The sequence below is a fragment of the Streptomyces lichenis genome (assembly GCF_023218175.1).
GTDB lineage: Bacteria > Actinomycetota > Actinomycetes > Streptomycetales > Streptomycetaceae > Streptomyces > Streptomyces lichenis.
The window spans coordinates 1-22344 of record NZ_JALPTH010000026.1 but is presented as its reverse complement, the minus strand read 5'-3'; the positions used below and the strand labels follow the sequence as shown (position 1 = coordinate 22344).

The 22344-nt window shown below is 72.7% G+C and carries 20 protein-coding genes and 1 pseudogene; 9 read left to right on the top strand and 12 right to left on the bottom strand.

Features of this window, described 5'->3' with window-relative positions; translation table 11 throughout:
- Positions 1 to 17: 17 nt before the first annotated feature.
- Genes M1O15_RS23760 through M1O15_RS23750 form a run of 3 tightly spaced genes read left to right on the top strand, consistent with a single transcriptional unit; the run spans position 18 to position 2625 of the window.
- Entirely contained in the window at positions 18 to 1112 is a 1095-nt protein-coding gene (locus M1O15_RS23760) for an adenosine deaminase (RefSeq protein ID WP_372499564.1), read from the top strand.
- The gene (locus M1O15_RS23755) at positions 1097 to 1855 is read left to right on the top strand and encodes a glycerophosphodiester phosphodiesterase (RefSeq protein WP_248636172.1); all 759 of its coding nucleotides are present in this window, start codon (positions 1097 to 1099) and stop codon (positions 1853 to 1855) included. The genes M1O15_RS23760 and M1O15_RS23755 overlap by 16 nt, the downstream gene beginning before the upstream one ends.
- Complete coding sequence (locus M1O15_RS23750) at positions 1852 to 2625, top strand: SAM-dependent methyltransferase (protein WP_248636171.1); 774 nt, start codon at positions 1852 to 1854, stop codon at positions 2623 to 2625. The genes M1O15_RS23755 and M1O15_RS23750 overlap by 4 nt, the downstream gene beginning before the upstream one ends.
- Before the next feature lie 25 nt (positions 2626 to 2650).
- Here the strand turns inward: M1O15_RS23750 and M1O15_RS23745 are convergent, their stop codons facing one another.
- Both M1O15_RS23745 and M1O15_RS23740 read right to left on the bottom strand, forming a co-directional pair.
- Positions 2651 to 3184 (bottom strand): hypothetical protein, encoded by a 534-nt coding sequence (locus tag M1O15_RS23745; RefSeq protein ID WP_248636170.1) that lies wholly within the window; start codon positions 3182 to 3184, stop codon positions 2651 to 2653.
- 117 nt (positions 3185 to 3301) lie between these two features.
- Entirely contained in the window at positions 3302 to 4738 is a 1437-nt protein-coding gene (locus M1O15_RS23740; RefSeq protein ID WP_248636169.1) for a gamma-aminobutyraldehyde dehydrogenase, read from the bottom strand.
- A gap of 217 nt (positions 4739 to 4955) precedes the next feature.
- On the opposite strand from M1O15_RS23740, the gene M1O15_RS23735 reads away from it, so the two are divergent.
- The 5 genes from M1O15_RS23735 (at position 4956) to M1O15_RS23715 (ending at position 10039) form a co-directional block, all read left to right on the top strand.
- On the top strand, positions 4956 to 5447 hold the full coding sequence (locus tag M1O15_RS23735; RefSeq protein ID WP_248636168.1) for an Lrp/AsnC family transcriptional regulator: 492 nt from the start codon (positions 4956 to 4958) through the stop codon (positions 5445 to 5447).
- Complete coding sequence (locus M1O15_RS23730; protein WP_248636167.1) at positions 5432 to 6811, top strand: aspartate aminotransferase family protein; 1380 nt, start codon at positions 5432 to 5434, stop codon at positions 6809 to 6811. The genes M1O15_RS23735 and M1O15_RS23730 overlap by 16 nt, the downstream gene beginning before the upstream one ends.
- A gap of 214 nt (positions 6812 to 7025) precedes the next feature.
- Positions 7026 to 7763 carry an ABC transporter ATP-binding protein gene (locus tag M1O15_RS23725; RefSeq protein WP_248636166.1) on the top strand — a complete coding sequence of 246 codons (738 nt, stop codon included), beginning with the start codon at positions 7026 to 7028 and terminating at the stop codon, positions 7761 to 7763.
- The gene (locus M1O15_RS23720) at positions 7745 to 8896 is read left to right on the top strand and encodes a hypothetical protein (RefSeq protein WP_248636165.1); all 1152 of its coding nucleotides are present in this window, start codon (positions 7745 to 7747) and stop codon (positions 8894 to 8896) included. Before M1O15_RS23725 ends, M1O15_RS23720 begins: the two co-directional genes overlap by 19 nt.
- A gap of 21 nt (positions 8897 to 8917) precedes the next feature.
- Positions 8918 to 10039, top strand: coding sequence for an LOG family protein (locus M1O15_RS23715; RefSeq protein WP_248636164.1), 1122 nt, complete (start codon positions 8918 to 8920; stop codon positions 10037 to 10039).
- Here M1O15_RS23715 and M1O15_RS23710 read toward each other — a convergent pair.
- The 10 genes and pseudogenes from M1O15_RS23710 to rpsB form a co-directional block, all read right to left on the bottom strand.
- Positions 10036 to 10748: pseudogene (locus tag M1O15_RS23710) on the bottom strand (glycosyltransferase family 4 protein); the annotation flags it as partial. The gene M1O15_RS23715 and the pseudogene M1O15_RS23710 overlap by 4 nt on opposite strands.
- Before the next feature lie 13 nt (positions 10749 to 10761).
- On the bottom strand, positions 10762 to 11778 hold the full coding sequence (locus M1O15_RS23705; protein ID WP_248636236.1) for an ABC transporter ATP-binding protein: 1017 nt from the start codon (positions 11776 to 11778) through the stop codon (positions 10762 to 10764).
- A 5-nt stretch (positions 11779 to 11783) separates the two neighbouring features.
- On the bottom strand, positions 11784 to 13418 hold the full coding sequence (locus M1O15_RS23700; RefSeq protein WP_248636235.1) for an ABC transporter permease: 1635 nt from the start codon (positions 13416 to 13418) through the stop codon (positions 11784 to 11786).
- A 122-nt stretch (positions 13419 to 13540) separates the two neighbouring features.
- Entirely contained in the window at positions 13541 to 14641 is a 1101-nt protein-coding gene (locus M1O15_RS23695) for a thiamine ABC transporter substrate-binding protein (RefSeq protein ID WP_248636163.1), read from the bottom strand.
- Positions 14642 to 14945: 304 nt separating this feature from the next.
- Entirely contained in the window at positions 14946 to 16055 is a 1110-nt protein-coding gene (gene rlmN / locus M1O15_RS23690; RefSeq protein ID WP_248636161.1) for a dual-specificity RNA methyltransferase RlmN, read from the bottom strand.
- A 296-nt stretch (positions 16056 to 16351) separates the two neighbouring features.
- Positions 16352 to 17551 (bottom strand): phosphatidate cytidylyltransferase, encoded by a 1200-nt coding sequence (locus M1O15_RS23685; protein WP_248636160.1) that lies wholly within the window; start codon positions 17549 to 17551, stop codon positions 16352 to 16354.
- Entirely contained in the window at positions 17551 to 18108 is a 558-nt protein-coding gene (gene frr / locus M1O15_RS23680) for a ribosome recycling factor (protein ID WP_105870297.1), read from the bottom strand. The genes M1O15_RS23685 and frr overlap by 1 nt, the downstream gene beginning before the upstream one ends.
- A 256-nt stretch (positions 18109 to 18364) precedes the next feature.
- Complete coding sequence (gene pyrH, locus M1O15_RS23675) at positions 18365 to 19129, bottom strand: UMP kinase (RefSeq protein ID WP_248636159.1); 765 nt, start codon at positions 19127 to 19129, stop codon at positions 18365 to 18367.
- Positions 19130 to 19288: 159 nt separating this feature from the next.
- Entirely contained in the window at positions 19289 to 20125 is an 837-nt protein-coding gene (tsf, locus tag M1O15_RS23670) for a translation elongation factor Ts (protein ID WP_248636158.1), read from the bottom strand.
- 195 nt (positions 20126 to 20320) lie between these two features.
- The gene (gene rpsB / locus M1O15_RS23665; RefSeq protein ID WP_248636157.1) at positions 20321 to 21244 is read right to left on the bottom strand and encodes a 30S ribosomal protein S2; all 924 of its coding nucleotides are present in this window, start codon (positions 21242 to 21244) and stop codon (positions 20321 to 20323) included.
- Between the two features lie 438 nt (positions 21245 to 21682).
- Here rpsB and M1O15_RS23660 point away from each other — a divergent pair, with 438 nt between their 5' ends.
- Positions 21683 to 22237: a peptidoglycan DD-metalloendopeptidase family protein gene (locus tag M1O15_RS23660; protein WP_308282389.1), complete on the top strand. Its 555-nt coding sequence runs from the start codon at positions 21683 to 21685 to the stop codon at positions 22235 to 22237.
- Positions 22238 to 22344 lie beyond the last annotated feature (107 nt).

The window sequence follows — 22344 nt, the reverse complement described above, 5'->3', positions numbered from 1 at the left end:
TATCCGGCCGTCCTACGATGACCTCTGACCAGCCTCGCGGCCCGTACACCCAGCCGTACACCCGCCTGCACCACCGGAGGAAGCCGATGACCGCACTGCGCCCCTTCATCGCGGGCCTGCCCAAGGCCGAGCTGCATGTGCACCATGTGGGCTCCGCCTCGCCCCGGATCGTGGCGGAGCTGGCCGCCCGGCACCCGGACTCCAAGGTGCCCACCGATCCCGAGGCGCTGGTGGACTACTTCGTGTTCACCGACTTCGCCCACTTCATCGACGTGTATCTGTCGGTGGTGGATCTGATCCGCACCCCGGAGGACGTCCGGCTGCTCACCTTCGAGGTGGCCCGGGACATGGCCCGGCAGAACATCCGGTACGCCGAGCTGACCGTCACCCCGTTCAGCTCGACCCGGCGCGGGATCGACGAGAAGGCGTTCATGGACGCCATCGAGGACGCCCGGCGCGCGGCCGAGGCGGAGCTCGGGGTGGTGCTGCGCTGGATCTTCGACATCCCCGGGGAGGCCGGTCTGCAGGCCGCCGAGGAGACCTGCCGGCTGGCGGTGGACCTGCGCCCGGACGGGCTGGTCGGCTTCGGGCTGGGCGGCCCGGAGATCGGGGTGCCGCGCCCGCAGTTCAAGCCGTACTTCGACCGCGCCATCGCGGCCGGGCTGCACTCGGTGCCGCACGCCGGGGAGACCACCGGGCCCCAGACCATCTGGGACGCGCTGAACGAGCTGCGCGCCGAGCGCATCGGCCACGGCACCAGCGCGGTGCAGGACGAGCGGCTGCTCGCCCATCTCGCCGAGCACCGCATCCCGCTGGAGGTCTGCCCCACCTCCAACATCGCCACCCGGGCGGTGGCCACCCTGGACGAGCACCCGCTGCGGACCATGGTGGAGGCCGGGGTGCCGGTGAGCATCAACTCGGACGACCCGCCGATGTTCGGCACCGACCTCAACACCGAGTACGAGGTCGCCGCCCGGCTGCTGGAGCTGGACGAGCGGGGCCTGGCGGACCTGGCCAAGCAGGCGGTGGAGGCCTCCTTCCTGGACCCGGCGGGGAAGACCCGGCTCCGTACCGAAATCGACGCGTACACGGCGGCATGGATCACCCGCTGACGCCGGCGCCCGGCCCCCACGGCCCGGTCGCCGTGGTCGGGCATCGGGGTGATCCGTACCGGGTGCGGGAGAACACCCTCGCCTCGCTGCGCTCGGCGTTCGCCCGGGGCGCGGACGCGGTGGAGATCGACGTCCGGCTGACCCGGGACGGGGTGGCCGTACTGCTGCACGACGACACCCTGGAGCGGCTGTGGCGGGTGGACCGCCCGCTGTCCGGGCTGACCCTGGCCGAGCTGCGGGCGCTGACCGGCCCGGGCGCCGGCGGGGTGCCGACGCTGGCGGAGGCGCTGGCCGCCACCGAGGGGCGCCGGGTGATGCTCGACCTGCCGGGGGCCACCGAGGCCTCGGTCCGCGCCGTGGTCGGGGCGGTGCACGAGCAGGGCGCGGCGGACCGGGTCTTCTACTGCTCCAGCGGCTCGGCGATGCTGCTGGTGCGCGCCGCCGACCCGGGCGCGGAGATCGCCCTGACCTGGACCAGCCTGGCGCCGCCCCGTCCCGTACTGCTGGCGGCGCTCACCCCGCGCTGGCTCAACTACCGCTTCGGGCTGCTGAGTCGGGAGCTGGTGGACCGGGTGCACGGGGACGGGCTGCTGGTGTCGGCCTGGACCGCGGACACCCGCCGGACCATGCGTAGGCTGATCGCCCACGGGGTGGATTCGATCACCACCAACCGGGTGGACGCGCTCAGCCGTGTCCTGCGCGCGGCCGGCGCCCCGGGAGCCGGAAGAGGGAGCGTCAGATGAACGACCGCGTCCGCACCGACATCGCGCACAACGCCCGGGTCTGGAACTACTGGCTGGGCGGCAAGGACAACTACCCGGTGGACCGGACGGTGGGCGAGCAGGTCACCTCCCTGTACCCGAGCATCGGCGAGGTGGCCCGGGCCGACCGGGCGTTCCTCGGCCGAGCGGTGGGCTACCTGGCGGGTGAGGCCGGGGTGCGGCAGTTCCTGGACATCGGCACCGGGCTGCCGACCGCCGACAACACCCATGAGGTGGCCCAGCGGATCGCCCCGGACGCCCGGGTGGTCTACGTGGACAACGACCCGATCGTCCTCACCCACGCCCGGGCGCTGCTCACCGGCGCGCCGGAGGGGGTGACCGAGTACGTGGACGCGGACGCCCACCGCCCGGAGGAGATCGTGGCCGCGGCGGGCCGGATACTCGACCTGGACCGCCCGGTGGCGGTGATGATGCTCGGCATCCTCAACTTCGTGCTGGACACCGAGGAGGCCCGGTCCATCGTGCGGACCCTGATGGCGGCGGTGCCCTCGGGCAGCCATCTGGTGCTGACCCATCCGACGCTGGAGCTGGGCGGCGAGGGCAACGCGGAGGCCATGGACTTCTGGAACGCCCACGCCACCCCGCCGATCACCGCCCGCAGCCGCGCCGAGGTGGAGTCCTTCTTCGAGGGCTTGGAGCTGCTGGAGCCGGGGCTGGTCTCCTGCGCGAGCTGGCGGTTCGCCGCCTCCGGCGAGGTCGCCCAGTTCGGCGCGGTGGCCCGCAAGCCGTAGCGCCGCGGGGTGCCCCGTACCGCCCTCAGGCCATCGTCAGCGGCCGGAGGCCGACCGGGGCGGTGAGGGCCTCCAGCCGCTTGATGAGCCGGCGGACCACCAGCAGCGGCAGGATCCCGACGACCCCGAAGGACATGTCGATGACCGACCACCAGAAGGGGATGTCCCGGATCGGGCCGCAGATCAGGGCGAGCGGGATGATCCCGGCGCAGGCGATCATGCCGAACTCGATCACCCAGATGTTGCGCACCGGGTCGCGGTAGGGGCCGTAGAAGGCGACGGCGATGACCAGGTGGGCGAAGGCCAGCCAGTCGGTGCCGTAGAGCAGGAACGGGTAGCGGCCGTCGGCGGTGTTCACGCCCTCCTGGACCCGGAGCATCCACTCCCGGAGCCCGGGGAAGGCGTCGGCGAGGAAGGACGCCCAGCCGTTCAGGGCGTCGACCGCGAGCCGCATCTCGGTGACGAGCGGGAAGGCCGTCAGCCCGCTCAGCGCCAGGCAGACGATGAAGAGGACCAGCCACCGGCGTATGCGCCGCTTGAGGGCGCCGACTTCGCTCATGATCGGAAGCGTACGCCGGTGTTTACGCGGCCTTTACACAGGGTCCCCGGAAGCACGGGCCCGGAACGGCCGCAGGCCCCGGCCCGTGCGGGCGGGGCCTGCGGCCGTGCGTACGGGTCAGCCGAGGGACGTCATCACGTGCTTGACGCGGGTGTAGTCCTCGAAGCCGTAGGCGGAGAGGTCCTTGCCGTAGCCGGACTTCTTGAAGCCGCCGTGCGGCATCTCGGCGACCAGCGGGATGTGGGTGTTGATCCAGACGCAGCCGAAGTCCAGCGCCTTGGACATCCGCATGGCGCGGGCGTGGTCCTTGGTCCAGACGGAGGAGGCGAGCGCGTACTCGACGCCGTTGGCGTACTCCAGGGCCTGGGCCTCGTCGGTGAAGGACTGGACGGTGATGACGGGGCCGAAGACCTCGTTCTGGATGATCTCGTCGTCCTGCTTCAGGCCGGAGACGACGGTGGGGGCGTAGAAGTAGCCCTTCTCGCCGACCCGGTGGCCGCCGGACTCGACCTTGGCGTGCGCCGGGAGGCGGTCGACGAAGCCGGTGACCTGCTTGAGCTGGTTCTCGTTGTTGAGCGGCCCGTAGAGCACGTCCTCGTCGTCGCTCGCGCCGGTCTTGGTCTCGGCGGCGGCCTTGGCCAGCTGGGAGACGAACTCGTCGTGGATGGACTCGTGGACCAGCACCCGGGTGGCGGCCGTACAGTCCTGGCCGGCGTTGAAGAAGCCGGCCACCGAGATGTCCTCGACCGCCTTGGCGATGTCGGTGTCCTCGAAGACCACGACCGGGGCCTTGCCGCCCAGCTCCAGGTGGACCCGCTTGACGTCCTTGGCGGCGGAGGCGGCGACCTGGATGCCGGCGCGTACCGAGCCGGTGATGGAGGCCATCGCGGGCACCGGGTGCTCGACCATGGCGCTGCCGGTGGTGCGGTCGCCGCAGAGCACGTTGAAGACGCCCTTGGGCACGATGGCGCCGATGATCTCGGCGATCAGCACGGTGGAGGCGGGGGTGGTGTCGGAGGGCTTGAGCACCACGGTGTTGCCCGCGGCGAGCGCCGGGGCGAACTTCCACACCGCCATCATCAGCGGGTAGTTCCAGGGGGCGACCTGGGCGCAGACGCCGACCGGCTCACGGCGGACGATGGAGGTCAGGCCCTCCATGTACTCGCCGGCCGAGCGGCCCTCCAGCAGGCGGGCGGCGCCGGCGAAGAAGCGGATCTGGTCGACCGCCGGGGGGATCTCCTCGGAGCGCATCAGCCCGGTGGGCTTGCCGGTGTTCTCGCACTCGGCGGCGATGAGCTCCTCGGCCCGCTCCTCGAAGGCGTCGGCGATCCTCAGCAGCACCTTCTGGCGCTCGGCCGGGGTGGTGTCGCGCCAGGCCGGGAAGGCGGCCGCGGCGGCCTCCATGGCGGCGTCGACATCGGCCTGCCCGGACAGCGGGGACGTGGCGTACACCTCGCCGGTGGCCGGGTTGACCACGTCGATGGTCCGTCCGTCGGCGGCGTCCTTGAACTCCCCGTTGATGTAGTTGCGCAGACGACGCAGCTCGGTGGTCACGTGCCACCCCTCCTGTCGGTCTCGGTGCTTTCTCGGTGCTCTGGGGCCCGGCCGTGGGTGTCCACAGGCTGGACAGCTCCACCCTAATCGCTGAGTCGACGCTTTCGACAGGGCCGACGCCCCCGAACTTCGGATTCGGTGGCCAATCGACCTCTTCTCAACGAATTTCATCAGTTCCGGGTTGCGGGACCGACGGGTCTCGGTGCATGGTGAGGATGTGGCAAGTCGAAGCGCAGAGCCCAGGACCGGGAACGGATCGTCCCCGACGATCGACGCCGTGTCCCTGGCGATCATCGAACAGCTCCAGGAGGACGGACGCCGTCCGTACGCCGCCATAGGCAAGGCCGTGGGCCTCTCCGAGGCCGCGGTGCGCCAGCGCGTGCAGAAGCTCCTCGATCAGGGAGTCATGCAGATCGTCGCCGTGACGGACCCGCTCACCGTGGGCTTCCGCCGCCAGGCGATGGTCGGCATCAACGTCGAGGGCGACCTGGACCCGGTGGCCGAAGCGCTGACCGCGATGGCCGAGTGCGAGTACGTGGTGATGACCGCGGGCTCCTTCGACCTGATGGTGGAGATCGTCTGCGAGGACGACGACCACCTGCTGGAGGTCATCAACAAGCGCATCCGCACCCTCCCCGGTGTGCGCTCCACCGAGAGCTTCGTCTACCTCAAGCTCAAGAAGCAGACCTATATGTGGGGAACCCGATAGCCGTGACCAAGGACCTCTCCAAGACCGCGTACGACCACCTGTGGATGCACTTCACCCGCATGTCGTCGTACGAGAACAGCCCCGTCCCGACCATCGTCCGCGGCGAGGGCACCTACATCTTCGACGACAAGGGCAAGCGCTACCTCGACGGCCTGGCCGGGCTGTTCGTGGTGCAGGCCGGCCACGGCCGCACCGAGCTGGCCGAGGCCGCCGCCAAGCAGGCCCAGGAGCTCGCCTTCTTCCCGGTGTGGTCCTACGCACACCCCAAGGCCGTGGAGCTGGCCGAGCGCCTGGCCCACCACGCCCCCGGCGACCTGAACAAGGTCTTCTTCACCACCGGCGGCGGCGAGGCGGTGGAGACCGCCTGGAAGCTGGCCAAGCAGTACTTCAAGCTGGTCGGCAAGCCCACCAAGCACAAGGTCATCTCCCGCGCGGTCGCCTACCACGGCACCCCGCAGGGCGCCCTGTCCATCACCGGCCTGCCGGGGCTGAAGGCCCCGTTCGAGCCGCTGGTGCCGGGCGCGCACAAGGTGCCCAACACCAACATCTACCGCGCCCCGCTCTTCGGCGACGACCCCGAGGCCTTCGGCCGCTGGGCCGCCGACCAGATCGAGCAGCAGATCCTCTTCGAGGGCCCCGACACCGTCGCCGCGGTCTTCCTGGAGCCGGTGCAGAACGCCGGCGGCTGCTTCCCGCCGCCGCCCGGGTACTTCCAGCGGGTCCGCGAGATCTGCGACCAGTACGACGTGCTGCTCGTCTCCGACGAGGTCATCTGCGCCTTCGGCCGGCTCGGCACGATCTTCGCCTGCGACAAGTTCGACTACGTGCCGGACATGATCACCTGCGCCAAGGGCATGACCTCGGGCTACTCCCCGATCGGCGCCTGCATCATCTCCGACCGCCTCGCCGAGCCGTTCTACAAGGGCGACAACACCTTCCTGCACGGCTACACCTTCGGCGGCCACCCGGTCTCCGCGGCGGTGGGCCTCGCCAACCTCGACATCTTCGAGCGCGAGAACCTCACCCAGCACGTGCTGGACAACGAGGGCGCCTTCCGCTCCACCCTGGAGAAGCTGAACGACCTGCCGATCGTCGGCGACGTCCGCGGAAACGGCTACTTCTACGGCATCGAGCTGGTGAAGGACAAGGCCACCAAGGAGTCCTTCAACGACGAGGAGACCGAGCGCGTCCTGTACGGCTTCCTCTCCAAGGCCCTCTACGACAACGGCCTGTACTGCCGCGCCGACGACCGCGGCGACCCGGTCGTCCAGCTGGCGCCGCCGCTGGTGTCCGACCAGTCCACGTTCGACGAGATCGAGCAGATCCTCCGGGCCACCCTCACCGAGGCCTGGACGAAGCTGTGACCGTGATCGGGATCGTACGATCGTAGGCTGAACGCGGCCCGGGACCTGCCCCATCCGAGTGAGATGGGCGGGCCCGGGCCGTGTGCTGTCCGGGCACCCGCCCACCGGCTCCCTACGGTTCCCCTGACCGATCGGCCCCACCCCCACTCCCCCGTACGGGGGAAGGCAGGGGACCCGGGCGACGACGCACGGAACCGACAGCGAGGTGTACGCCATGGTGGCCCCGCCGGACAACGACGTGCTCTGGGCACGCGCCCTGCACTACTCCCCCAACGGCTCCCCCGCGCTCCAGGGCGTCTCCCTCGGGGTGCGCGAGGGCGAGATCCTCGCGGTCAGCGGCCCCCGCGGCAGCGGCAAGACCAGTCTGCTGCGCTGCCTGTCCGGCCGGCTCGTCCCCACTGAGGGCGAGGTCTGGTTCCACAGCACCGCCCTGCACACCATGGACCGGCTCCAGCGCGAGAAGCTGCGCCGCGAGTCCTTCGGCTGGATCGGCACCCAGCCCGCCCTGGTCGCCGAACTCACCGGCTGGGAGAACGCCGCCCTGCCGCTGCTGCTGCGCGGCACCGCCCACCGCGCCGCCAAGAGCGCCGCCCTGGACTGGCTGGACCGGCTCGACGCCGGCGACTGCGCCCACCAGCGCCCGCACCGGCTCCGCCAGGACCAGTGCCAGCGGATCGCCGTCGCCCGCGCGCTGATCACCCTGCCCCCGCTGCTCTTCGCCGACGAGCCGACCGCCGCGCTGCACCGCGCCGACGGCAACCAGGTGCTGCGCACCCTCACCGCCGCGGCCCGCTCGCACCGCATCACCGTGCTGCTGGCCACCGGGGACCCGGACGTGGCCGCCCTCGCCGACCGCGCCGTGCACCTGGTGGACGGCCGCCGCACCGGCGAGACCCCGTATCCCGCCACCACCGGAGCGGAGGGGCGCGACACGTGCTCGCTCTCCGTCTAGCCCGCGGCGCGCACCCGGTGGTGCTGGCCCGCCGGCTGCTGGTCACCGCCGCCTCCGCCGCCACCGGCTTCCTGCTGCTGTGCGCCCTCGCCTACGCCCTGGTCCGCCCCGGCGGCGAGGCCCCGGCCGCCCGGCTCGCCTGGTGCCTGCTGCCCGTCGCGGCCACCGTGCACCTGGCGCTCGCCGTCGCCCGTACCGACCCCGGCACCCGGCCCCGCCCCGGGCTCTCCGCCATCGGCCTCGGCCCGGCGAAGCTCGCCCTGTTCGCCGCCGCCACCACCGCCCTGGCCGCCCTCACCGGCTCCCTCCTCGCCCTCGCCGTCTTCCTCCACCTGCGCGGCGACCTGAGCGGGATGCCGTTCGACGGGGCCGCCGCCGAGCTGACCGCCGCAGGCCGGCCGCTGCCGCTGCCCGCCGCGCTCACCCTGCTGGCCGTCGTGCCGCTCGCCGCCACCGCCACCGTCGCCCTGGCGCTGCGCCCCCGCCGCGAGCCGCCCGCCACCGAGAAGGACCCGGACGCCGCCCGCCCCGCCCCCGCCGAGCCGCCCGCCGGACTGCCCTGGGGCGTCACCCTGGTCGCCCTGGGCCTGGCCGCCGAGACCTACGCGGCCGGCGGCGCGGCCCTGCCCGGCGGCCTGGGCAGCGGCCGCGGCGCCGTGCTGGCCGGCTGGGTGATCGCCTCCGTCGGCCTCGCCGTCGCCGGCCCCGGCCTCACCCACCTCTCCGGCCGGCTGCTCCAGATCGGCCGCCCCGGCGCCGCCCGGCTGCTGGCCGGCCGCGCCCTGATGGCCGAGGCCCGGCGCATCGGCCGCCCGCTCGGCGTCGCCGCCGCGGTGGCCGCCGTGACCCTCGGCGGAACGGTCCTCTTCCGCCAGGAGGCGTTCCGCCCCTTCGGCGACCTCACCGCCCTCGGCGCCACCCTGGTCGTCCTCTGCGCCGTCGCCACCCTGCTCACCGCCGCCGTCGAGTCCCGCCAGGAACGCGCCCCCACCACCGGCACCCTCACCGACCTCGGCGCCCCCGCCGCCCTGCTGCGCACCACCGCCGCCCTGCGCGCCGGAGTGCTGCTGGCCGTCTTCCTCCCCCTCACCTGGCTGGTCGCCCGGCTGGCCGCGCTGCCGCTGGGCAGTTAGCCGGCCACTAGGCTCTCGGCCATGGCCCACTCCCCCGAGCACCGCACCGACCACGAGATCGAGACGCTCCCGGAGTTCGACGAGGTGGCCGCGGCCGGCAGCCTCGCCGGGTTGCGGGTGCAGTCCGTGGACCTCACCGACCGCACCCCCGCGCTCCTCGGACTCCCCGTGGACGGCGCCGTGTTCCTCGGCTGCCCGATGGACCCGGACGCCGCCGCCCGGGTCCGCCTCGCCGGGGCGCTGGTCTTCCCGCCGATCCCGGGCCTGCCGTACGACCCCTACCGGGGCAGCCTCTACACCCCCGCCGAGCTGTACGCGGGCCTGGCCGAGCGCGGCTACCAGGCGACCCCGGACGCGCTGACCTACGACTGGTTCCAGCGGACCAAGGCCGACGGGGACGTCTTCGCCTCGATGCTGCGGGCCGTGCACGACGACTCGGTCTCCGACGCGCTGGACGAGCACCTGCACGGCGTCCCGGTGGTCGGCGTCATGGGCGGGCACGCGATGGCCCGGGGCACGGTGGAGTACGAGGGTGCCGCCCGGCTCGGCCGCTCGCTGGCCCGCGCCGGGCTCACCGTGGCGACCGGCGGCGGCCCGGGCGCGATGGAGGCGGCCAACCTCGGCGCCTACGCCGCCCCGTACACCGACCCCATGCTGGACGAGGCACTGCTCCTGCTCGCCAAGGAGCCCTCCTTCACCCCGTCCATCGGCGACTGGGCCGCCGCCGCCTTCGCCGTCCGCTCCCGCTGGCCCGAGGGCGGCGCCTCCGTCGGCATCCCCACCTGGTTCTACGGGCACGAGCCGCCGAACGCCTTCGCCTCGCACCTCGCCAAGTATTTCGCCAACGCCACCCGCGAGGACGGACTGCTGGCCCGCTGCACCGCCGGGGTGGTCTTCCTGCCCGGCGCGGCCGGCACCGTACAGGAGGTCTTCGACAACGCCACCCCCAACTACTACGAGTCCCGCGGCGAGCCGACCCCCATGGTGCTGGTCGACCGCGCCCACTGGACCGAGCGCCTGCCCGCCTGGCCGCTGCTCCGCGCCCTCGCCGGTGAGCGGGCGATGGCCGACCGGATCGCCCTGGTGGACACCGTGGAGGAGGCCCCGGAAGCGCTGCTCCGACTCGGCGGCCGGGCCCGCTAGAGCCCGCCGACCGGGGCCGGTTCACCGAGCCCGGCCGGCACCGCCCAGGCGCCCTCCCAGCTCCAGTCGGCCGCCACCCGCTCCCGCCCCCGGGCCCCCATCGCGGTGGCCGCCGCCCGGTCACCGAGCAGCCCGGTCAGCCGCCGGGCCACCGCCGCCGTATCCCGGCCGTCCACCACGAACCCGGTCCCGCCCTCCCGGACGGTGCCGGGCGCCCCGCCGGAGCGCCCGGCGAGCACCGGCAGCCCGGCCGCGGCGGCCTCCAGGTAGACGATGCCCAGGCCCTCCAGCTCCAGCCCGGCCCGGCGGGTGCGGCAGGGCATGGCGAACACATCGGCGGCGGCGTAGTGATCGGGCAGCTCCCGGTGCGGGCGCCCCCGGCGAAGACCACCGCCCCGCTCACCCCGTACCGGGCGGCCAGCCGGCGCAGCCGGGCCTCGTCCGGTCCGGCGCCCACCAGCAGCAGCCGCGTGCCCGGCACCCGGGCGCGGACCGGGGGCAGCGCCCGGATCAGGGTGTCCGGGCCCTTGCGCGGCACCAGCCGGGCCGCGCACAGCACCACGGGCGCCTCGGCGGGCAGCCCGAGCCGCCGCCGTATCCGGCCCGGAACACCCCCGGCGAAGGCGGCCGCGTCCACCCCGGGCACCATCCGCACCAGCCGCACCCCGGGGCCGACGGCGCGGGCCAGCGGGCCGCGGGTCGCCGCGCCGGGGTCCACCGGCTCAGCCCAGGACCACGACCTCCTCCGCCAGGAAGACCGCGCCCACCTCGGCGCCCTCGTCCGGGGTGTCGCGCAGGGCGCAGACCGCCTCCAGTGGCGGGCCGCTCTCCGGGCGGAGCCGCAGGGCGACATGGTGGCCGCGGAAGGTGCGAGACTCGACGGTGCAACGCAGCCCGTCGGCGGGGGCGGTCAGCCGCACCCCGGCGGGGCGGACCAGTAGTGGACGCTCGCCCTGCGGGGAGCCGGGCGGCACCGGGAGGGTGCCCCAGACGGTGTCGGCCGCCTCACCCCGTACCGTCGCCTCCGTCACGTTCTCGAAGCCGAGGAAGCGGGCGGTGAACTCGTCCACCGGGTGCTGCCAGACCTCGCGCGGGGTGCCGCTCTGGGCGATCCGGCCGTCCCGCATCACCACCACCCGGTCGGCCAGCGCGAACGCCTCGCCCTGGTCGTGGGTGACGGCCAGCACCGTGGTGCCGAGCCGCCCGAACAACTGCCGCAGCTCCACCACCAGCCGCTCGCGCAGGCCCCGGTCGAGCTGGCCCAGCGGTTCGTCCAGCATCAGCAGCCGGGGGCTGGGGGCCAGCGCGCGGGCCAGGGCGACCCGCTGCTGCTCGCCGCCGGACAGCCGGGCCACCGCCCGCCGCTCCGCGCCCGGCAGTCCGACCAGCTCCAGCAACTCCTCCACCCGCCGGGCCTGTTCGCCCTTGGCCGCGCCGCGCATCCGCAGCCCGAAGGCGACGTTCCCGCCGACGTCCCGCTGCGGGAAGAGCTGGTGGTCCTGGAACATCAGCCCCACCCCGCGGCGGTGCACCGGCACCCCGGACTGGTCGGCGCCGTCCAGCAGCACCCGTCCGCCGTCCACCGGTTGCAGCCCGGCGACCGCCCGCAGCAGGGTGGACTTGCCGCTGCCGCTGGGCCCCAGCACACACACGGTCTCGTGGTCGGCGACCGCCAGGTCCACGTGGTCCAGCGCGAGTCGGCCGCCGAAGCGGACGGTCACCTTCTCCAGGGTCAGCATGGTGCTCACAGCTCCCCGGCGCGGTCGGCCCGGACACGTTCCAGCAGCAGCAGGGACACCGCGCACACCACCATCAGGATCGTGGACAGGGCCATCGCCTGCCCGTAGTTGAGGTCGCCGGGCCGGCCGATCAGCCGGGCCACGGCGACCGGCAGGGTCGGGCTGTCGGGCCGGGCGATGAACACCGTCGCCCCGAACTCGCCGAGCGAGACGGCGAACGCGAACCCGGCGGCCACCAGCAGGGCCCGGCTCACCAACGGCAGGTCCACCTCCCGCCAGGCCCGCCACGGGGAGGCGCCGAGCACCGCGGCCGCCTCCCGCAGCGTCGCGTCCACGGCGCGCAGCACCGGCAGCATGGTGCGCACCACGAACGGCACCCCGACCAGCGCCTGGGCCAGCGGCACCAGCCACCAGGAGGCGCGCAGGTCGAGCGGCGGCTCGTCCAGCGCGATGAGGAAGCCGAAGCCGACGGTGACCGCGGACACCCCCAGCGGCAGCATCAGCAGCGCGTCGAAGCCGCGCACGAGGCGGCCCGCCCGCCTGGTCAGCGCCGCCGCGGCCAGCCCGCCGACCAGCACGGCGATGGCAGTGGCGGCGAGCGCGTACGTCAGCGAGGTGCCGATGGCGGTGAGCGGGGCGACCAGGAAGGTGCCGCCGGAGGCGCCCGCGTCGGCCAGCGCCCGGTAGTACAGCAGCCCGTCCGGTCCGCCGAAGGAGCGGGCGACCAGCACCCCGAGCGGCAGCAGCAGCACGGCGACCGAGGCGAGCACGGCGGCCAGCAGCGTCCACTGGGCGGTGCCGCGCGGGCGGCGGGCGGTGGTGCCCGGGTCCACCAGCTTGAGCGCGGTCTCCCGCCTCCGTACCGTCCAGGCGTGCACGGCCAGCACCCCGCCGACCGCGGCGAACTGCACCAGGGTGAGCACCGCGGCCGTCGGCAGGTCCAGCAGCTGCGCGGTCTGCCGGTAGATCTCGGCCTCCAGCGTGGTGTACGCGGGCCCGCCGAGGATCTGCACGATGCCGAAGGAGGTGTACGTGAAGAGGGAGATCATCAGCGCGGCGGCGGCCACCGCCGGGGCGAGCGCCGGCAGCGTCACCCGGCGGAAGGCGCCGAGCCGGGAGGCGCCCAGCACCCGGGCGGCCTCCTCCTGGCGCGGGTCGAGCTGGGACCAGAGCCCGCCGACGGTGCGGACGACCACGGCGTAGTTGAAGAAGACATGGGCGAGCAGGATGGCCCAGACACTGGTGTCCAGGCGGATCCCCCACAGCTCGTCCAGCAGCCCGCGCCGGCCGACCACGGCGAGGAAGGCGGTGCCGACGACGACGGTGGGCAGCACGAACGGCACGGTGACCACGGCCCGCAGCAGCCGCTTGCCGGGGAAGGCGAACCGGGCCATCGCATAGGCGCCGGGCAGCGCCAGCAGCAGGGTGAGCCCGGTGGAGGCCACCGCCTGCCAGGTGGTGAACCAGAGCACGTCCAGGATGTCGGAGCGGCCCAGCACCTCCCCGATCCGGCCCAGGTCCAGCCCGCCCCCGCCGGTGCCCACGGTGCCGGCCGGTCCGGCGGCGCCGAGGCCGCGGGCGGTGATGGCGGCCACCGGGTACGCGAAGAAGACCGCGAAGAACACCACCGGCAGCGCCATCAGCGCACCCCGCAGCGCCCCCGCGCGCACCGCCCGCCGCCGCGCGAGCCTCCGCGCGGCGGGGGCGGTCCGCTCCGCGGAGCCGGGGCCGGTCTGCTCCGCGTTCTCGGCCGTCTTCGCGACTACCTCAGGACGAGGGAGGACCACGTCTGGATCCACTGGTCGCGGTTGTCGGCGATCTTCTTCGGGTCGAGCGCGTGCGGGTCGTCGGCCTTGGCGCCGTGCCGGGTGAACAGCTCCGGCAGCTCGGCGTCCTTCGCGACCGGGTTGACGAACATCTGGAGCGGCACGTCCTCCTGGAAGTCCTTGGAGATCAGGAAGTCGATCAGCGCCTTTCCGCCCTGGGGGTTCTTCGCCCCGTCCAGCAGCCCGGCGAACTCGATCTGCTGGAAGCAGGTGCCGGTGGACACCCCGGTGGGCGCCTCCTTGGGCTGCGGCTCGGCGTAGAGCACCTCGACGGGCGGGCTGGAGGCGTAGGAGACGACCAGCGGGCGGTCGCCCTTGGCCTTCCTGCCGCCGGCCGAACCGGAGAACTCCTGGTTGTAGGCGATCTCCCAGCTGTCGACCACCTTGACGCCGTTGGCCTTGAGCTTCTTCCAGTAGTCCGGCCAGCCGCCGTCTCCGTACTCGGCGGCGGTGCCGAGCAGGAAGCCGAGGCCGGGTGAGGACCGCTCGGGGTTCTCCACCACCAGCAGGTCCTTGTAGGCGGGCTTCGCCAGGTCGTCGAAGGTCTTCGGCGGCGCCAGCTTCCTGTCGGCGAAGAACTTCTTGTCGTAGTTGACGCAGATGTCGCCGGTGTCGACCGGAGTGACCCGGTGCTCGCCCTTGTCGAGCCGCACCGCCTCCGGCACCCGGTCCAGGCCCTTGGCCTCGTACGGCTGGAACAGCCCGTTGTCGAGGGCCCGGGAGAGCAGGGTGTTGTCGACGCCGAAGAAGACGTCGCCCTGCGGGGCGCCCTTGGTGAGCACCGCCTTGTTGACGGCCTCGCCGGCGTCACCGCTCTTGAGGACCTTGACGGTGTACCCGGTCCGCTGGGTGAACTTCTTCAGCACCTCGGGGGAGGCGTTGAAGGAGTCATGGGTGACGAGAGTGACGGTCTTGGACGTCCTGCCGCCCTCGTCGCTCCCGCCGGTCGACCCGCCGTCGCCGCCGCACGCGGTGAGCGCCGTGACGCCCAGCGCGCCGGCCAGCACACCGGCCGCGATCCTGGTGGTGGTGGACACTGATTCCTCCTGGGGTGACCAGGAAGAGACGCGGCCCCGCCCGCCGGCGCGGGAAGGGCGCGGGCGGGCAGGGCGCAACAGCTTGAGTGGTGACCGAACTCCCTACCCAGAATGACCTGGGCGAGGTTCAGAGGGTCTGCGGCCTGACGGTGCCGCACTCTCAGCGCTGTGGCGCTCCCCTGTCGGATGGTGGTGTTGTTGTGGAGTTGTGGCGCGCGGTCGCTGCCGCGCGCCCCCAGGGTACTAGGTCACTTTCGCCGATGATTTCCGGCCAGTACCTGCTGCACCTGCCGGAGGCCCGATGTCAGCGCTCGGACGCGGCGAGCTGCCCGCAGGCGCCGTCGATCTCCTGCCCGCGGGTGTCGCGCACGGTGACCGGGACCCCGTGGGCGGCGATGGCCTCCACGAACGCCTTCTCGTCCTCCGGCCGGGAGGCCGTCCACTTGGATCCGGGCGTCGGGTTGAGCGGGATCAGGTTGACGTGGACGCGCTTGCCCTTGAGCAGCCGGCCCAGCAGGTCCCCGCGCCAGGCCTGGTCGTTGATGTCGCGGATCAGCGCGTACTCGATGGAGACCCGGCGGCCGGACTTCTCCGCGTACTCCCAGGCGGCGTCCAGCACCTCGCGGACCTTCCACCGGGTGTTGACCGGGACCAGGGTGTCGCGCAGCTCGTCGTCCGGGGCGTGCAGGGAGACCGCGAGCCGGCACCTGAAGCCCTCGTCGGCGAACCGCAGCATCGCCGGGACCAGGCCGACGGTGGAGACGGTGATCCCGCGCTGGGACAGCCCCAGGCCGTCCGGCTCGGGGTCGGTGAGCCGGCGGATGGCACCGACCACCCGCTTGTAGTTGGCCAGCGGCTCGCCCATGCCCATGAAGACGATGTTGGAGAGCCGGGCCGGGCCGCCGGGGACCTCACCGTCCCGCAGCGCCCGCATGCCGTCCACGATCTGGTGGACGATCTCGGCGGTGGAGAGGTTGCGGTCCAGGCCGGCCTGGCCGGTGGCGCAGAACGGGCAGTTCATCCCGCAGCCGGCCTGGGAGGAGATGCACATGGTGACCCGGTCCGGGTAGCGCATCAGCACCGACTCGACCAGGGTGCCGTCGTGCAGCCGCCACAGGGTCTTGCGGGTGGTGTCGTCGTCGCAGGAGATGTGCCGGACCACGCTCATCAGCTCGGGCAGCAGCTCGGCGGCCAGCTTCTCGCGGGCGGCGGCCGGGATGTCGGTCCACTGCGCCGGGTCGTGGGCGTAGCGGGCGAAGTAGTGCTGGGAGAGCTGCTTGGCGCGGAACGGCTTCTCGCCGATCGCGGCCACGGCCTCCTTGCGCTCGGCGGGCGACAGGTCGGCGAGGTGCCGCGGCGGCTTCTTGGCGCCGCGGGGCGCGACGAACGTCAGTTCTCCCGGGGCGGGGGCCATGGCGTGCTACTCCTAGGTGCGTCGGTGCGTCGCGTGCGCCGGTGCGGTCGGCGGTGGGGTGTGCGGCTGCGGGATGTGCGTCGGTGCCGGCGTTCCGGGCCGGGGGTGCCCCCGTCGGGGGCGGTCTCCCGCGCCTCGGTACGGCGGCGTACGAGGCCGAAAGGGCCCGCCGCGCGAGGCGGCGAGCCCTTCCAGGGTAACGGTCCGGGGATCCCGTCCTCTTCCCGTAGTCGGTGCGTACGGGAGGTGGCGGTGGTCACGCCCGCGGCCGGGGTGTCAGCCCCGTGGCCCAGGCGTCACCCCGACCCCACGAACACCACGAACAGCAGCCACACCACCGGCGCCGTCGGCAGCAGCGAGTCCAGCCGGTCCATGATGCCGCCGTGCCCCGGCAGCAGGGTGCCCATGTCCTTGATGCCGAGGTCCCGCTTGATCATGGACTCGCCGAGGTCGCCCAGGGTGGCGCTGGCGGCGACCGCCAGGCCGAGCAGCAGCCCCTGCCACCAGGTGCCGCCGTCGATGGCGAACTCCATGCACAGCGCGCCCGCCGCCATCGCGAAGCCGACCGCGCCGAGCAGGCCCTCCCGGGTCTTGCCGGGGCTGATCCGCGGGGCCAGCTTGTGGGTGCCGAACCGCCAGCCCACCGCGTAGGCCCCGGTGTCGCTGACCACCGTCAGGACCAGGAAGGTCAGCACCCGCCACGGCCCGTCGTCGGCGGTGAGCATCATCGACACGAAGGTGGCGAGGAACGGCACGTAGAAGGCGGCGAAGACGCCCGCGGTGACGTCCTTGAGGTAGCCGTCGGGCGGTTCGGTCATCCGCCAGACGAGGACCGCCAGCGCGGTCAGCGCCATGGCGACCCAGGCCCCCTCGGCGCCCCGCAGATACCCGGCGACCACCATGGCGGCGCCGCCGACGGCCAGCGGGACGAGCGGGGCCTTGATGGCCTTGCTCTCCTGGAGCCGGGACGTCAGCTCCCACAGGCCCACCACGACGGCCAGGGCGACCACCCCGACGAAGGCGGCCTTCCAGACGAACAGCGACGCCAGGATCACGGCGCCGAGCCCGACGCCGACGCCTATGGCCGCCCGCAGATCGCGGCCGGCCCGCTTCTTGGCGGGCGCCGGGTTCCCGGTCTCCGGCCGGGCCTCCGGCTGCCCCGCTACGGGGCCGTGGCCCTGGCCGTGACCATGGCCGTGGCCTGGGCCCTGGCCGTACGGCTGCCCGTACGGCGGCGCCGCATGGAACGGGGGACCGCCCGCGGCGGTCCCCCGGTCACGGCCGTGGTCGAGGTCGTCCTGGTCTCCGTGGTCGCCGCCGGACGGTGGGCCGGCGGGAGAGTCGGGCACGATGGGCATGGGGCGAGTCTGCTGTGCCTCACGCCCGTCGTAGGCGGGACCCGCCGGGGCGGCCGGGGCGAGCCCGGCGTCGAACCCCTGGTCGGGCGGACCCCAGTAACCGCCTTTCGGCGGGGCCCCCCAGGATGCGTCGTTCATCAGACCTCGAGCAGCTCGGATTCCTTGTGCTTGAGCAGCTCGTCCACCTGCGCGACGTACTTCGCGGTGGTGTCGTCGAGCTCCTTCTCGGCGCGGCGGCCCTCGTCCTCGCCGACCTCGCCGTCCTTGATCGCCTTGTCGATGGTCTCCTTGGCCTTGCGGCGCACGGAGCGGATCGAGATCTTGGCGTCCTCGCCCTTGCCCTTGGCGACCTTGATGTACTCCCGGCGGCGCTCCTCGGTGAGCTCGGGGAACACCACCCGGATGATGTTGCCGTCGTTGCTGGGGTTGACCCCGAGGTCCGAGTCGCGGATGGCCTGCTCGATGTTGCGCAGCGCGCTCTTGTCGAACGGGGTGACCACGGCCATGCGCGGCTCCGGCACGGAGAACGACGCCAGCTGGTTGATCGGGGTGAGCGCGCCGTAGTAGTCGGCGACGATCTTGTTGAACATGGCCGGGTGGGCGCGCCCGGTGCGGATCGCGGCGAAGTCCTCCTTCGCGACCACGACGGCCTTCTCCATCTTCTCCTCGGCTTCGAGGAGGGTCTCTTCGATCACCACTTGCTCCTGCGTGTCGTCTGTGGATCGTCTGGTGGAAAGGCGTCGGTCGGTGGCGCCTGTGCGTCCCGGTGGGGCCCGGCGTTACCCGCGTGCACGCGTCGGCCGCGTGCCCGCTTCCTCCGCGTACCAGGGGATCGACCGCGGTACACGGCACCCCGCGCGGTGTGCGTCGCCGCGCGGCGTTGCGTTCCTGCACGGTGTCCGACCGGCAGGCCTTTGTCCATCCCCGCCCCGCTCCCCGAGGGGGGCGGGGTCAGCTCCGGGTGCCCTCGTCGCTCACGAGAGTGCCGATCTTCTCACCCTTCACGGCCCGCGCGATATTGCCCGCGGTGAGCAGCTCGAAGACCAGGATCGGCAGGTTGTTGTCCCGGCACAGGGTGATGGCGGTGGCGTCGGCGACCTTCAGGTCCCGGGCCAGCACCTCCCCGTACTCCAGGGCGTCGAACTTGACCGCGTCCGGGTTGGTCTTCGGGTCGGAGTCGTACACCCCGTCCACGCCGTTCTTGCCCATCAGCAGGGCCTCGGCGTCGATCTCCAGGGCCCGCTGGGCGGCGGTGGTGTCGGTGGAGAAGTACGGCATGCCCATACCGGCGCCGAAGATGACCACACGGCCCTTCTCCAGGTGGCGCGCGGCCCGCAGCGGAAGGTACGGCTCGGCGACCTGGCCCATGGTGATGGCGGTCTGGACCCGGGTCTCGATGCCCTCCTTCTCCAGGAAGTCCTGGAGGGCGAGGCAGTTCATCACCGTGCCGAGCATGCCCATGTAGTCGGAGCGGGCCCGGTCCATGCCGCGGACCTGGAGCTCGGCGCCCCGGAAGAAGTTGCCCCCGCCGATGACGACGGCGATCTGGGCGCCGTCGCGTACGACCGCGGCGATCTCACGCGCGATGGCGTGGACCACGTCGGGATCGACCCCGAGGCCCCCGCCGCCGGAGAACGCCTCCCCGGACAGCTTCAGCATGAAGCGGCCGGACTTGTTGCCGGATGTGTCGTCGCCCTGTGCGGCGCCCTGGTTCATGGAGATCTCCTCGTGCACATACGAAGAAGGCCATTGCCGGTGGGTGCGGTGTCCCTCACGGCAATGGCCTCCTCGTCAGATCTGCGGCCGTCCGGCGCTCACGCGGCCGACGTCCACGTGGGAAACCCTAGCGGGGTCCCGGGTCGAGCGCGTACCGGCTCAGACGCCGACCTTGATGCGGGCGAAGCGCTTCAGGGTCACGCCGGCCTCGTCCAGGATCTGCTGGACGGACTTCTTGTTGTCCAGCGCGTACGGCTGGCCGAGCAGCGTGGCGTCCTTGAAGAAGCCGTTCAGACGACCGTCGACGATCTTGGCGATCGCGGCCTCGGGCTTGCCCTCGGCGCGGGTGGTCTCCTCGGCGACGCGGCGCTCGGTCTCCACGACCTCAGCCGGGACGTCCTCGCGGGACAGGTACTTCGGCGCGAAGGCGGCGATGTGCTGCGCGACGCCCTTGGCGACCTCGGCGTTCGCCTTGTCCAGCTCGACCAGGACACCGATCTGCGGCGGCAGGTCGGGCATGGTGCGGTGCATGTACGCGGAGACGTAGCCGCCGGAGAACTGCGCGAAGCGGTCCAGGACGATCTTCTCGCCCAGGTTGGCGTTGGCCTCGTCCACGTACGCCTGGACGGTCTTGCCGGGCTCGATCTCCGAGCCGAGCAGGGCCTCCAGGTCGGCCGGGGAGGTGGCGGCGGCGTGCGCGGCGAGCGCGTTGGCGACCGCGAGGAACTTCTCGCCCTTGGCGACGAAGTCCGTCTCGCACTTCAGCTCGACCACGACACCGGAGGTGTTGTCGTCGGCGATCAGGGAGACGACCGCGCCGTTCTCGGCCGAGCGGCCCTCGCGCTTGGCGACGCCCTTCTGGCCCTTGATGCGCAGCGCCTCGACGGCCTTGTCGACGTTGCCCTCGGCCTCGTCCAGCGCCTTCTTGCAGTCCATCATGCCGGCGCCGGTGAGCTCGCGGAGCTTCTTGACGTCAGCGGCGGTGTAGTTCGCCATGATCTGTGAATCTCTCTCGAAGTCTGGAAGATCTACGAAGATCGACGGATGGACGGCGGAGGCTTCGTGGGCCTCCGCCGTCCACTCCGAATCCGCGGGACCGCGTCCGGCGGCTGCCGCCGTCCGGTCCCCCGGGCACCCGGCCGGCTCACCGCCGGCTCGGCGCCCTCGGGTTCAGGGCCGGAGCCCCGGGCCTCAGGCCTGCTCGGCGGCGGGGGCCTCGGCGGCCGGCGCCTCGGTCTCGGCGGGCTTCTCAGCCTCGGCGGCCTGCTCGCCCTCGGCGGGCTTCTCGGCCTCGGCGGCGGGGGCCTCGGCGGGCTTGTCGGCCTCGTCGGCCTTCTTGTCGCCCTCCAGCAGGTCCCGCTCCCACTCGGCGAGCGGCTCGCCCTGGGCCTTCTCGCCCGGCTTCGAGTCACCGGTCGCGACGCCGGAACGGGCGATCAGGCCCTCGGCGACGGCGTCGGCGATCACACGGGTGAGCAGGGTGACGGAGCGGATCGCGTCGTCGTTGCCCGGGATCTTGTAGTCGACCTCGTCGGGGTCGCAGTTGGTGTCCAGGATCGCGACGACCGGGATGTGGAGCTTGCGCGCCTCACCGACGGCGATGTGCTCCTTCTTGGTGTCGACGATCCAGACGGCGCTCGGCACCTTCTGCATCTCGCGGATACCACCGAGGGTCTTCTCCAGCTTGGCCTTCTCGCGGGAGAGGACCAGCAGCTCCTTCTTGGTGAGGCCGGAGGCGGCCACGTCCTCGAAGTCGATCGCCTCAAGCTCCTTCAGACGCTGGAGGCGCTTGTAGACGGTGGAGAAGTTGGTGAGCATGCCGCCCAGCCAACGCTGGTTGACGTACGGCATCCCGACGCGGGTCGCCTGCTCGGCGATGGCCTCCTGGGCCTGCTTCTTGGTGCCGACGAACATGATGGAGCCGCCGTGCGCGACGGTCTCCTTGACGAACTCGTAGGCGCGGTCGATGTACGACAGCGACTGGAGCAGGTCGATGATGTAGATGCCGTTGCGCTCGGTGAAGATGAAGCGCTTCATCTTCGGGTTCCAGCGACGGGTCTGGTGACCGAAGTGGACGCCGCTCTCCAGCAGCTCCCGCATCGTGACGACGGCCATGGCCGTATCTCCTTGATTTCTCGGTTTGTCCTGACGCCCCGGCGCGCTGCGCCTCGAAGGACCGAAGAGCGCTACCACGACTGGTGACAGTGGTGGCGGGGCGTGCGAAGTCGACCCGGTGGCCCGGATCGCCAGAAGAAGTGTACGGGACCTCGACACCCCCGGGTGACGGCGCTGTCCACAACGGCCCGCCCGTCCACAGCCCCCCACCAAGATCAGCGCGGAACGCGCTTCCTGCGTCACAGTGCGTACATGAACAGCACGGCAACGCACCTCATCGCACTGCTGCTGGCCACCACGGCCAGCACCTCAGCCGGCCCCGGCGGCGCCCCTCCCGGGGGCTCTCTCGAAAGCCTTCACGGGGGCCCTGCCTTCACGGCCGCGCCCCTGGCACCGGTCCCGGACCGGCCGCCTGATGCGCCGGCGCCGATACCGCTGGTGCCGCACGATCTGCTGATGCCGGTGCCCGGGGCGGTCTGGCCGCTGGGCCCGCCGCGGCCCGCACTCCTACGGGGCTGGGAACCTCCCGCGTCCCCCTACGGACCGGGCCACCGCGGCGTGGACCTCGCGGCACCACCCGACACCCCGGTGCGGGCCGCGGCCGCCGGACACATCACCTTCGCCGGCCAGGTCGGCGGCCGCGGCGTCCTGACGATCACCCTGACCTCGGGGGCCGGTACCGCCGACGGCGCCGGTGTCGTTTCGGGGTCGCCCCCCTCGCAGTTGCGCACCACCTACGAACCGGTTCGGCCCCTGGTGAAGAAGGGCGCCGTGGTGACAGCAGGCGAGACCGTCGCGGTGGTCGACACCAGTGCGCGCTCGCACTGCGCGGCGGGCTGCCTCCACTGGGGCCTGCGGCAGGGCGCGCGCTACCTCAACCCACTGGCCCTGCTGCCCGCCGCCTTGCTGCGAAGGCCGCCTTCCCGACTGCTGCCACTCGCGGGCCCGCTGCCCCTGCCGGCAGGGCTGTCGCCGGAGCTGCCGCAGGGGTGAGTCGAGGGGTGGTGGGTGGCGTGGTGGCGAACGGAGGTGATGAGCGGGCGGGGTGGTGGTAGGTGGGCCCTGGCGCCGAGGTTGGCGGTGAGCTGGGCTGAGGGGGC

Coding starts and splice junctions, on each gene's coding strand:
- M1O15_RS23760 (WP_372499564.1), top strand. CDS start 18: ATGACCTCTGACCAGCCTCGCGGCCCGTACACCCAGCCGTACACCCGC.
- M1O15_RS23755 (WP_248636172.1), top strand. CDS start 1,097: ATGGATCACCCGCTGACGCCGGCGCCCGGCCCCCACGGCCCGGTCGCC.
- M1O15_RS23750 (WP_248636171.1), top strand. CDS start 1,852: ATGAACGACCGCGTCCGCACCGACATCGCGCACAACGCCCGGGTCTGG.
- M1O15_RS23745 (WP_248636170.1), bottom strand. CDS start 3,184: ATGAGCGAAGTCGGCGCCCTCAAGCGGCGCATACGCCGGTGGCTGGTC.
- M1O15_RS23725 (WP_248636166.1), top strand. CDS start 7,026: ATGGTGGCCCCGCCGGACAACGACGTGCTCTGGGCACGCGCCCTGCAC.
- M1O15_RS23715 (WP_248636164.1), top strand. CDS start 8,918: ATGGCCCACTCCCCCGAGCACCGCACCGACCACGAGATCGAGACGCTC.
- M1O15_RS23705 (WP_248636236.1), bottom strand. CDS start 11,778: ATGCTGACCCTGGAGAAGGTGACCGTCCGCTTCGGCGGCCGACTCGCG.
- M1O15_RS23700 (WP_248636235.1), bottom strand. CDS start 13,418: ATGGCGCTGCCGGTGGTGTTCTTCGCGGTCTTCTTCGCGTACCCGGTG.
- rlmN (WP_248636161.1), bottom strand. CDS start 16,055: ATGGCCCCCGCCCCGGGAGAACTGACGTTCGTCGCGCCCCGCGGCGCC.
- M1O15_RS23685 (WP_248636160.1), bottom strand. CDS start 17,551: ATGAACGACGCATCCTGGGGGGCCCCGCCGAAAGGCGGTTACTGGGGT.
- pyrH (WP_248636159.1), bottom strand. CDS start 19,129: ATGAACCAGGGCGCCGCACAGGGCGACGACACATCCGGCAACAAGTCC.
- tsf (WP_248636158.1), bottom strand. CDS start 20,125: ATGGCGAACTACACCGCCGCTGACGTCAAGAAGCTCCGCGAGCTCACC.
- rpsB (WP_248636157.1), bottom strand. CDS start 21,244: ATGGCCGTCGTCACGATGCGGGAGCTGCTGGAGAGCGGCGTCCACTTC.